The following is a 10628-nucleotide window of genomic DNA, read 5'->3' as shown; positions in this document are numbered from 1 at the left end:
CGACGTCAGGGTAGACGGGACGGTACCGTTCCGTCCACCCGTTAGACTGCACCGCATGGCACGCACCCCGACCGGCGCCGCGGTCCTCCAGCCCGAGGTCACGCAGGCGATCACCGACGCCGTCCTGCACGAGCTCGCCGACCAGGGCTACGGGCGGCTGTCGATGGAGGCGGTGGCGAAGCGCGCCGGCGTCGGCAAGAGCGCCCTGTACCGGCGGTGGCGGTCGAAGCACGAGATGATCACCGCGGTCGTCGCGGAGTTCAGCGTGCAGCGCGCGGACGTCGAGGACACCGGTTCACTGCGCGGCGACCTGCGCGCGACGATCCAGGCGGTGCTGGACTGGCTCACGCACCCGCTGTTCTCACGGATCCTGCCGGATCTGGTCGCGGAGGGCGCGCGGAACCCGGAGCTGGCCGAAAGCGCGCGCACGAGCATCGGCGGACCCCGGCGTGACCGCGCGGAGGCCATGCTGCGCCGCGCGATCACGCGCGGCGAACTGCCGGCAGACCTCGACCTGGAGATGGCGATGGACGTCCTGGCCGCGCCGATCTACTGGCGGCTGGTGGTCCGGCAGGCCCCGGCGGGCCCGGACTACCTGGACCGGCTGGTGGAGTACGCCCTGCGCGCACTGGGCGCGCAGGGCAGCTGACTCACGTACGCGCGGGCTCGCCGGCCACGCGCTTGATGTTCGCGCCCAGGCGGTTCAGGTTCTCCACGAAGTGCGGGTAGCCGCGGTCGATGTGGAAGACGTCCCAGACCTCGGTGACGCCGTCCGCGCACAGGCCCGCCAGCACCAGCCCGGCACCCGCGCGGATGTCCGAGGCCCAGACCGGCGCGCTCGACAGCCGCTCGACGCCGCGGACCACCGCGTGGTGGCCGTCCGTGCGCGCGTCGCCGGACAGGCGGACCATCTCCTCGATGAACCGGAACCGCGCCTCGTAGACGTTCTCCGTGATCATCGACGTGCCTTCGGACACGGCGGACAGCGCCACCGCGAACGGCTGCAGGTCGGTCGCGAAACCGGGGTACGGCAGCGTCACCCAGTCGACCGCCTTCGGGCGGTCCGGCTGGACCACGCGGAAACCCTTGTCGCCGAACGTCTCGACGTCCGCGCCGGCCAGCTGCAGCTTGTTGAGCACCAGGTCGAGGTGGTGCGGGTTGACCCCGCGGACGGTGATGTCACCACGGGTCATCGAGGCGGCGAACGCCCAGGTCGCGCCGACGATCCGGTCGCCGATCACGCTGTGGGTGGTCGGGTGCAGCTGCTCCACGCCGTGCACGGTCAGCGTCGACGTCCCGGCGCCCTCGATCTTCGCGCCCATCTCGGTGAGCATCGTGCAGATGTCGACGATCTCGGGCTCGCGCGCACAGTTGTCGATCACCGTGGTGCCCTCGGCCAGGACGGCCGCCATCAGGATGTTCTCGGTCGCGCCGACGCTCGGGAAGTCCAGCCAGATCTGCGCGCCGACCAGCGTCTCGGCCTTCGCGACGACGCAGCCGTGCTCGATCGTGCTCGTCGCGCCCAGCTTGCGCAGGCCGTTCTGGTGCATGTCCAGCGGGCGCGAGCCGATCGCGTCGCCGCCCGGCAGCGCCACGACGGCCTGCTTCAGCCGGCCGACCAGCGGCCCCAGCACGCAGACGGACGCGCGCAGCTTGCCCATCGCGGCCGAGTCGGCGCGGTGCGACAGCTCGGCCGGCGTCGTGATGGTGGCGGTGTCGCCCTCGATGACGACCTCGCAGCCGACGCTCCGCAGCACGTCGCCCATCAGCGGGACGTCGAGGATCTGCGGGCAGTTCGTGATGGTCGTGGTGCCCTCCGCGAGGAGGGCGGCGGCCATCAGCTTCAGCACGCTGTTCTTGGCGCCGACCACGTCGACCTCGCCGACCAGCCGGGCTCCGCCATGCACGTCGAAGTGCTCGCTCATGGCCGCCAATCATGCCCTCTCGCCCGGATTCGGCCCGGGCGGGGGCCGCTATGGTGGGTTCATGGTCGTTCGCATCAACCGCGTCTACACGAAGGTCGGCGACAACGGCACGACCGCCCTCGGCGACGGGTCCCGCGTGCCCAAGACGTCCCCGCGGCTGGGCGCGTACGCGGACACGGACGAGACGAACTCGGTGCTCGGGCTGGCGATCGCGGTCGGCGCGCTGCCGGCCGAAGTCACGGACGTCCTGCGCGCGGTGCAGAACGATCTCTTCGACGTCGGCGCGGACCTGTGCCTGCCGATTTCCGACGACCCGCCGTACCCGCCCCTGCGGATCACCGAGAAGTACGTCGAGCGGCTCGAGGGCTGGTGCGACGAGTTCAACGAGCGCCTGCCGAAGCTGACGTCGTTCATCCTGCCGGGCGGGACGCCGGGCGCGGCGTTCCTGCACCAGGCCCGGACGGTGTCCCGCCGGGCCGAGCGGTCCGCGTGGGCGCTGTACGAGGCCGAGCCGGAGACGACGAACCCGGTGGCGCTCAAGTACCTGAACCGGCTGTCGGACCTGCTGTTCATCTTGGCGAGGCTGGCGAACCCCGAAGGTGACGTGCTGTGGCAGCCGGGCGGGCAGCCCTAGATCCCCCAGCTCTGCCGGAGCGACCCCAGCGCCTGGTGGAAGCCGGGGAACGTCTTCTTCACGCACTCCGGGTCGTCCAGCGTCACGTTCTCGACCAGCAGGCCGGTAATGCTGAACGCCATCGCGATCCGGTGGTCGCGGCGGCACTTGACCAGCGCACCGGAGGGGACGCCCGGCTGGATTTCGATCCAGTCGCGGCCCGTCTCGACCGAGATGCCCATCGCGCGCAGGTTCTCCTCGCACGCGTCGAGGCGGTCGCACTCCTTGATGCGCGTGTTGTAGACGTCCTCGATGCGCACCGGCCCGGAGGCGAACGGCGCGATCGCCGCCAGCGTCGGGACCGTGTCCGAGATGTCGCGCATGTTGACCGTGACCCCGCGCAGGCCGTCGGACGGGCCCGCGACCGTCACCGAGTCCGGTGTCAGCTCCACGTGCGCGCCCATCTGCTCCAGCACCGACGCGAACCGGACGTCGCCCTGCAGGGCGTCCGAACCCAGGCCCGGGATGGTCACCGTGCGGCCGGTGACCGCCGCCGCGGCCAGGAAGTAGCTGGCCGTCGACGCGTCCGGCTCCACCGGGTACTCACACGCCTGGTACGGCTGCGGCGGGACGACGAACGTCTGGCCCTCGCGGCGGACGTCGACGCCGAAGCGCCGCATCATCTCCAGCGTGATCTCGACGTACGGCACCGACACGAGATCGGTCACCGTGATCCGCAGCCCTTCCGCGGTCAGCGGCCCGACCAGCAGCAACGCCGTCAGGAACTGGGACGACAGGCCCGCGTCCAGGGTCAGCTCGCCGCCCTTGATGCCGTTCGCGCGGACCGTCAGCGGGTGGTGGCCGGGCTCGCCCTCGAAGGTGAGGTCGACGCCCAGCTCCTGCAGAGCGTCGGTCAGCGGGCCGAGCGGGCGCCGGCGCATCTGGTCGGACGCGTCGAAGTGGAACGTGCCGGTGCCGGCCGCGGCGAGCGCGGGCAGGAACCGGGCGGTCGTGGCGCCGTCGCGGCAGAAGACGTCCGCCGACGCCACCCCCGGGCCCGCCGGACGGCCCTCGATGGTCCAGGCGCCCGGCTGCCGGTCGACCCGGTAGCCCAGCTTGACGAGCCCCTCGGCGAAGCCCTCGGTGTCGTCCGAGTGCAGCGGACGGCCGAGGGTCGTGGTGCCGTGCGCGGCGGCGGCCAGGAACAGGCCTCGGGCGGTGACGGACTTGGAGCCGGGGATCTCGACGAGGGTCACACGGCGAGTTTAGTGCGGCGCGATCTCGGCCATCGGGCCCCAGTCGGAGGCGTCCTGGACGTTGATGATCCGCGGGTTGTCGGAGATGTACGCACCCAGCGTCGCGACCGCCGTCTTGAAGTGCTCGGAGCTCACGTGCGCGACGGCGGCGTCCTGCCCTTCGAAGCCCTCGACCAGCACGTACGTGTTCTTGTCGTCCACGCTGCGGGACCACTCGAAGAACTTGTTGCCCGCCTCGGCGCGGGTGCTGCGGGTGAAGTCCCCGACGATGTCCAGCCACGACTCGGCGTATTCCGGCTTGACCGGCCACTTGACCACGATGAGGATCATGGCCCCCACCGTAAGCCTTGGGGACGCCTTCGGCTGTCTCTGTTTGAGACAGCAGGGTGAGACAGCGTCAGGAGGCGCGCGGGAGGCGTCGCCCGGGCGGGGCGGATTCGAGCCAGGAGAGGAACCCGGTCAGCGCGCCCGGCCCCATGGCGATCTCGATCGCCTCCTGGGTCTCCGACTCGCAGCGCAGCACCGTCGAGCCTTCGGGGACCGCGTAGGCCTCGCTGCCGGAGGGGTCGCGCCGGTCGGCGATCTGCATGCTCTCCCGCTGGAAGACGCGGTCCGGGCCGGTCCGCAGGCTCCACACGCGGTACCAGACGAACTCGTCGCCCTCGTAGCGGCCCAGCCCCAGGTGCCAGCCCGCCCGCGCGTCGTCCGGACGCCACCGCAGCGCGACGCTCACGCCGCCACCGCGGCGCATCCGGATCCACCGCTGGCCGTACCAGGCGGCCAGCACCGCGAGCACGATCAGGAGCCCTGCTACGACCACGGTGATCTTCACGGCCCGGCTCCTGCCCGTCTCGCGCTCAGGCCGACTGGCCCGCTGCGCGGAGCTGGGCCGAGGCCCTCGCCCGCTCGGTCTCGTCGTCCCCGGTCAGGGCCGCCTTCGCCGCTTCTACGTCGATCTCGTCGGAAAGCTCGGCGCTCTCCGCGAGGATGCTCACCCCGGTGCCCGTCACGGAGAGGAACCCGCCGTGCACGGCCGCGCAGACCGTCTCACCGTCGGTGGTCGTCACCTTGACCACGCCACCCTCGACGAGCTGCCCGAGCACGGGTTCGTGGCCGGCCATGATGCCGATCTCACCCTCGGTCGTCTGGGCTACCACGAAGGTGGCGGTACCCGACCAGAGACGGCGCTCGACGGCCACCAGCTCCACGGACATCTCAGCCACGTAGCACTCCTTCGCTCGGGGTGTTACCACCGAGTGTAATAGGTCGGTCCTGGGTTACGAGAACGGCGGGGGCCCGAGTCCACATAGGACACTGCCCCCGCCGTCGTCAGGACCTCACTTCTTGGTGATTTCCTTGTACTTCTTCTCGAGGTCCTCGAGGCCACCGATACCCAGGAACGCCTGCTCCGGGTAGTGGTCGAAGTCACCCTTGGTGATGCGGTCGAACGACTCGATGGTCTCCGACAGCGGCACCGTCGAGCCCGGGATCTGCGTGAACGCCTCGGCGACCAGCATGTTCTGCGACAGGAACCGCTCGATGCGGCGCGCGCGCTGAACGGTCAGCTTGTCCTCTTCCGACAGCTCGTCCATACCGAGGATCGCGATGATGTCCTGCAGTTCCTTGTACTTCTGCAGGATCCGGATGACCTCGGAAGCCACGCGGTAGTGGTCCTCACCGACGATGGCCGGGTCGAGGATCGTCGACGTCGACGCCAGCGGGTCCACCGCCGGGAAGATGCCCTTCTGGAACACCGACCGGGAGAGCTCGGTGGTGGCGTCCAGGTGGGCGAACGTCGCGGCCGGGGCCGGGTCGGTGTAGTCGTCCGCGGGGACGTAGATCGCCTGCATCGAGGTGATCGAGCGACCCCGGGTCGAGGTGATCCGCTCCTGCAGCTGCCCCATCTCGTCGGCCAGCGTCGGCTGGTAACCCACGGCGGACGGCATGCGGCCCAGCAGGGTCGACACCTCCGAGCCGGCCTGGGTGAACCGGAAGATGTTGTCGATGAACAGCAGCACGTCCTGGTTCTGGACGTCGCGGAAGTACTCCGCCATGGTCAGCGCCGACAGGGCGACGCGCATACGCGTGCCCGGCGGCTCGTCCATCTGGCCGAACACGAGGGCGGTGTCGTTGATGACGCCGTCCTCGGACATCTCCAGGAAGAGGTCGTTGCCCTCACGGGTGCGCTCGCCGACCCCGGCGAACACCGACGTACCACCGAAGTTCCGGGCGACGCGGGTGATCATCTCCTTGATGAGCACCGTCTTGCCGACGCCGGCCCCGCCGAACAGGCCGATCTTGCCGCCCTCGACGTACGGGGTCAGCAGGTCGACGACCTTGAGGCCGGTCTCCAGCATCTTCGTCTTGCCCTCGAGCTGGTCGAAGGAAGGCGGGTTGCGGTGGATGCCCCAGCGCTCGAGGTCCTCGCCGTAGCCGGGCTCGTCGAGGCACTCGCCGAGGGCGTTGTAGACGTGGCCCTTGACCTTGTCGCCGACCGGGACGGTGATCGGGCCGCCGGTGTCGGTGACCTCGGCGCCCCGGACCAGGCCGTCCTGCGGCTGGAGCGAGATCGTGCGGACGAGGTTGTCGCCCAGGTGGCTGGCGACCTCGAGGGTCACCGTCTTGCGCAGCTGCTCGAACTCGATCTCGACCTTGAGGGCGTTGAACTGGTCGGGCACGGAACCGCGCGGGAACTCGACGTCGACGACCGGACCGGTCACCGACACGATGCGCCCCTTGGCGCGCGGGGCTTCAGTACTGGTCATCAATCATCACTTCCTGCTGCGGTGAGCGCGTTCGCGCCACCGACGATTTCGGAGATCTCCTGGGTGATCTGCGCCTGGCGGGCCTGGTTCATCTCCCGCGTCAGGTTGCCCACCAGCTCGTTCGCGTTGTCCGACGCCGCCTTCATCGCGGTCCGGCGGGCGGCCAGCTCGGACGCCGCGGATTCGAGGAAGGCCGCGTAGAGGCGCGTGTTGATGTACTTCGGCAGGAGCGAGTCCAGCAGCGTGTCGGCACTCGGCTCGAACTCGTAGCTGGGGAGCAGCTCGCCGGGCTCCGGCTTCCGCTCCTCGTCCTCTTCCGCGTACTCGACCTCGAGCGGCGCGACGCGCTTGGCGACCGGCCGCTGCGTCAGCATCGACACGAACTCGGTGTAGACGATGTGGATCTCGTCGACACCCGTGATGCCGTCGGCGTTGCCGTCCGCGTCGTCGGCACCGAGCATGAACGACTCGACCAGGGCCTCGCCGGCGGCGACCGCGTTGGCGTAGCCCGGCTGGTCGGAGAAGCCCGTCCAGCTGTCGACGACCGGGCGGTCGCGGAACCGGTAGTAGTTCAGGCCCTTGTTGCCGGTGACGTAGACCTCCGGCTCCTTGCCCTCTTCGCGAAGCAGGGCGAGCAGCTCTTCGGTCGCGCGCAGCACGTTGGAGTTGTAGCCACCGCACTGGCCCTTGTCACTGGTCACGACCAGGACAGCGGCCCGCTTCGGGTTCGGGCGCTCGACCAGCATGGGGTGGTCGAGGTTGGCCGCCGCACCGGCCAGCGCCGAGAGCACCTTGGTGATCTCGTCCGCGTACGGCCGGGAGGCGGCGACCTTCGCCCGCGCCTTGGTGATGCGCGCGGTGGCGATGAGCTCCATCGCCTTGGTGATCTTGCCGATCGACTTGGTCGCCTTGATGCGCGACCGGAGTTCCCGGAGTTGTGCGGCCATGAGCTATCAGCTCACTTCTTCGGGGCGGGCTTGTTGACCTTGACGGTCTCGTGCCCGACCTTGTCGGCGTCCATCGCGTCGGCGTCCGCCTCGACCAGGGACTTGCCCTCGGAGGTGGTGAACTCCTTCTTGAACTCGTTCACCGCTTCCACGACGGCTTCGCGGGTCTCCTGCGGGAACTTGCCCGACTCGCGGATGCCCTTGATGAGGTCGGCGTGCTTGCGGCGGGCCGAGTCGATGAACTCGTGGTTGAACCGGCGGACGTCCTCGGTCGGGACCGAGTCGTAGTGCCCGTTCGTGCCCAGGTACACCGTGAGGACCTGCTCCTCGACCGGGATCGGCGAGTACTGCGGCTGCTTGAGCACCTCGTACAGCCGGGCACCGCGCTCGAGCTGCGCCTTGGAGGCGTCGTCGAGGTCGGAGGCGAAGGCCGCGAAGGCCTCCAGCTCGCGGTACTGCGACAGGTCGATCCGGAGCGAGCCCGCGACGTCCTTCATCGCCTTGACCTGCGCGGCACCACCCACGCGGGACACCGAGATACCCACGTCGATGGCCGGGCGCTGGCCGGCGTTGAACAGGTCCGACTGGAAGAAGCACTGGCCGTCGGTGATCGAGATGACGTTCGTCGGGATGTAGGCCGACACGTCGTTGGCCTTGGTCTCGATGATCGGCAGACCGGTCAGCGAGCCCGCACCCAGCTCGTCCGAGAGCTTCGCGCACCGCTCGAGGAGACGGGAGTGCAAGTAGAAGACGTCGCCGGGGAACGCCTCGCGGCCCGGCGGGCGACGCAGCAGCAGGGAGATCGCGCGGTACGCGTCGGCCTGCTTGGTCAGGTCGTCGAACACGATGAGGACGTGCTTGCCCTCGTACATCCAGTGCTGGCCGATGGCCGAGCCGGTGTACGGCGCGATCCACTTGAAGCCGGCCGAGTCGGACGCGGGGGCCGCGACGATGGTGGTGTACTCGAGCGCGCCGGCGTCCTCGAGGGACTTCTTCACGGCGGCGATCGTCGAGCCCTTCTGGCCGACGGCGACGTAGATGCAGCGAACCTGCTTCTTCGGGTCGCCGGTCTCCCAGTTGGCCTTCTGGTTGATGATCGTGTCCACCGCGACGGCGGTCTTGCCCGTCTTGCGGTCACCGATGATCAGCTGGCGCTGGCCGCGGCCGATCGGGGTCATCGCGTCGATGGCGGTGATGCCGGTCTGCAGCGGCTCCGACACCGGCTGGCGCTCGACGACCGAAGCGGCCTTCAGCTCCAGCGCGCGGCGGTCGGTGGTCTCGATCTCGCCGAGGCCGTCGATCGCCTGGCCCAGCGGGTTGACGACGCGGCCGAGGTAGCCGTCGCCGACCGGCACCGACAGCACCTGGCCGGTGCGCTTGACCTGCTGGCCCTCTTCGATGCTTTCGAAGTCACCGAGGATCGCGGCACCGATGGAGCGCGCGTCCAGGTTCAGCGCGACGCCCAGGACGCCGCCGGGGAACTCGAGCAGCTCGTTGGCCATGGCCGAGGGCAGGCCCTCGACGTGGGCGATGCCGTCACCGGCGTCCACCACGATGCCAACTTCTTCCCGGCTCACGTCCGGGGCGTAACTCGAGACGTAGTTCTCGATCGCGCTACGGATCTCATCCGAGGAGATCGTCAGCTCGGCCATGTCTTTCCCGCTCTCGCTTCGTTCTTGCCAGTATGCAAAGTCTTGTGTGACCTGGGGCTATGCCCGGGCCAGCCGCCTGCGCAGCGCCGCCAGCTGACCCGCCGCGCTCCCGTCGATGACCTCGTCGCCGACGCGGACGACGAGCCCGCCGCCGAGCTGCGGGTCGACCTCGACGTGCAGCGCGATCGGCCGCCCGTAGATGGCGTCGAGCTTCGCGCCCAGCTGGGCGGTCTGCTCGTCGGACAGGGCGTTCGCGCTGGTCACGTAGGCGACCGAGCGCTGACGCCGCTCCGCGGCCAGCTTGACCAGCTTGTCGAGCCCGACGCCGACGCCGCGGCCCTTGGCCCGGCGGACGACCTGCTCGACGAGGGTCTCGGTGACCACGTCCACCTTGTCGGCGAACAGCCCGCGCACGAGCGTGCGCTTGGCGTCGGCGGGACCGGACAGGTCCGACAGCGCGGTCTCGAGCTCCGGGTGGTTGGCCACGACCCGCGCGACCTGGAAGAGCTGGGACTCGACGGTGTCGACGTTCCCGGTCTTCTCGGCCGAGGTGAGCAGGGCCGAGCGACCGAGCGACTCGAGCCCGTCGGTCAGCTCACGGGGGCTGGACCAGCGGCTGCCCGCCACGGCGTCGAGCACCTTCAGGGCCGGTTCGGACAGCTTGCCGTCGAACAGCCGGCGCACCAGCCCGGTGCGGGCCTCCGGCGTCGTCGACGCGTCGCTCACCGCCCGGCGCAGGCCGATCTCCCGGTCCAGCAGGTCGACAACCGAGAGCAGCTCGTCGCCGACCGTGGCCGCGTCGGCTCCCGCGTCGGCCAGAACCTCACCGAGGCGTTCCTCGGCGAGGCCGAGCGCTTCACGGCTCGCAGCATGCAGCGTCATCCTGGTCTACTTCCCCGCTCCACCAGCGGCACCGGCGGTCTCCAGCTCCGCGAGGAACCGGTCGACGGTGCCACGACGGCGCGCCTCGTCTTCGAGCGACTCACCGACGATGCGGCTGGCCAGCTCCACGGCGTTGCGGCCCATGTCGGCCCGCAGCTCGGCGATGATCTGCGCCTTCTGGGCCTGCAGCTGCGCCTGCCCCTGGGCGACGATGCGCTGGGACTCGGCCTCCGCCTCGGCCCGCAGCTCCGCCTTGATCTGCTCGGCTTCGAGCCGGGCGTCGTCGCGGATCTTCGCGGCTTCGGACCGGGCCTCGGCCAGCTGCGCCTTGTACTTGGCCAGCGCCTCCTCGGCCTCGGCCTGGGCCTTTTCCGCCTTCTCGATGCCGCCTTCGATCATCTTGGAGCGCTCTTCGTACGCCGCTTCGAAACGCGGGACGACGTACTTCTTGAGGACCAGCAGCAGGATGAGGAAGGCGACGAGCCCGAGGATGACCTCGGGAATGTGCGGGATGATCGGGTTGGGCGCCTCTTCGGCGGCCAACACCAGGTCCGTCTTCAGCACAACGTCTCCTTAAGCGATGAGCTA

Annotated in this window: 12 protein-coding genes; 2 read left to right on the top strand and 10 right to left on the bottom strand. The window is 69.8% G+C overall.

Annotated features, from left to right (window positions below; translation table 11 throughout):
- The first annotated feature begins 55 nt into the window (after positions 1–55).
- The gene (locus ACH54P_RS37990; RefSeq protein WP_489908111.1) at positions 56–649 is read left to right on the top strand and encodes a TetR/AcrR family transcriptional regulator; all 594 of its coding nucleotides are present in this window, start codon (positions 56–58) and stop codon (positions 647–649) included.
- A gap of 1 nt (position 650) precedes the next feature.
- On the opposite strand, the gene murA is transcribed toward ACH54P_RS37990, so the two are convergent.
- Positions 651–1925: a UDP-N-acetylglucosamine 1-carboxyvinyltransferase gene (gene murA / locus ACH54P_RS37985; RefSeq protein ID WP_489908110.1), complete on the bottom strand. Its 1275-nt coding sequence runs from the start codon at positions 1923–1925 to the stop codon at positions 651–653.
- A gap of 61 nt (positions 1926–1986) precedes the next feature.
- Between murA and ACH54P_RS37980 the strand changes: the two genes are divergently transcribed.
- Positions 1987–2559 (top strand): cob(I)yrinic acid a,c-diamide adenosyltransferase, encoded by a 573-nt coding sequence (locus tag ACH54P_RS37980; protein ID WP_489908109.1) that lies wholly within the window; start codon positions 1987–1989, stop codon positions 2557–2559.
- On the opposite strand, the gene aroA is transcribed toward ACH54P_RS37980, so the two are convergent.
- The 9 genes from aroA to ACH54P_RS37935 all read right to left on the bottom strand — a co-directional run bounded on the left by aroA (position 2556) and on the right by ACH54P_RS37935 (position 10604).
- Positions 2556–3794, bottom strand: a complete 1239-nt coding sequence (aroA, locus tag ACH54P_RS37975; protein WP_489908108.1) for a 3-phosphoshikimate 1-carboxyvinyltransferase — start codon at positions 3792–3794, stop codon at positions 2556–2558. The genes ACH54P_RS37980 and aroA overlap by 4 nt on opposite strands.
- A 9-nt stretch (positions 3795–3803) precedes the next feature.
- Positions 3804–4124 carry a putative quinol monooxygenase gene (locus ACH54P_RS37970; RefSeq protein ID WP_489908107.1) on the bottom strand — a complete coding sequence of 107 codons (321 nt, stop codon included), beginning with the start codon at positions 4122–4124 and terminating at the stop codon, positions 3804–3806.
- Positions 4125–4191: 67 nt separating this feature from the next.
- Positions 4192–4626 (bottom strand): DUF2550 domain-containing protein, encoded by a 435-nt coding sequence (locus ACH54P_RS37965; protein WP_489908106.1) that lies wholly within the window; start codon positions 4624–4626, stop codon positions 4192–4194.
- A 25-nt stretch (positions 4627–4651) separates the two neighbouring features.
- Positions 4652–5017: a F0F1 ATP synthase subunit epsilon gene (locus ACH54P_RS37960; protein ID WP_003102658.1), complete on the bottom strand. Its 366-nt coding sequence runs from the start codon at positions 5015–5017 to the stop codon at positions 4652–4654.
- 114 nt (positions 5018–5131) lie between these two features.
- On the bottom strand, positions 5132–6559 hold the full coding sequence (gene atpD, locus ACH54P_RS37955) for a F0F1 ATP synthase subunit beta (protein ID WP_489908105.1): 1428 nt from the start codon (positions 6557–6559) through the stop codon (positions 5132–5134).
- The gene (locus tag ACH54P_RS37950) at positions 6559–7506 is read right to left on the bottom strand and encodes a F0F1 ATP synthase subunit gamma (RefSeq protein ID WP_489908104.1); all 948 of its coding nucleotides are present in this window, start codon (positions 7504–7506) and stop codon (positions 6559–6561) included. The genes atpD and ACH54P_RS37950 overlap by 1 nt, the downstream gene beginning before the upstream one ends.
- An 11-nt stretch (positions 7507–7517) precedes the next feature.
- On the bottom strand, positions 7518–9158 hold the full coding sequence (atpA, locus tag ACH54P_RS37945; protein ID WP_489908103.1) for a F0F1 ATP synthase subunit alpha: 1641 nt from the start codon (positions 9156–9158) through the stop codon (positions 7518–7520).
- 57 nt (positions 9159–9215) lie between these two features.
- Positions 9216–10040, bottom strand: coding sequence for a F0F1 ATP synthase subunit delta (locus tag ACH54P_RS37940; protein WP_489908102.1), 825 nt, complete (start codon positions 10038–10040; stop codon positions 9216–9218).
- 6 nt (positions 10041–10046) lie between these two features.
- Positions 10047–10604 carry a F0F1 ATP synthase subunit B gene (locus ACH54P_RS37935; RefSeq protein ID WP_489908101.1) on the bottom strand — a complete coding sequence of 186 codons (558 nt, stop codon included), beginning with the start codon at positions 10602–10604 and terminating at the stop codon, positions 10047–10049.
- Positions 10605–10628: the final 24 nt, after the last annotated feature.

Source organism: Amycolatopsis sp. N2S4-7 (assembly GCF_058119595.1).
Note: the sequence above shows the minus strand (reverse complement) of the source record. Positions and strands in the feature narration are given on the sequence as shown.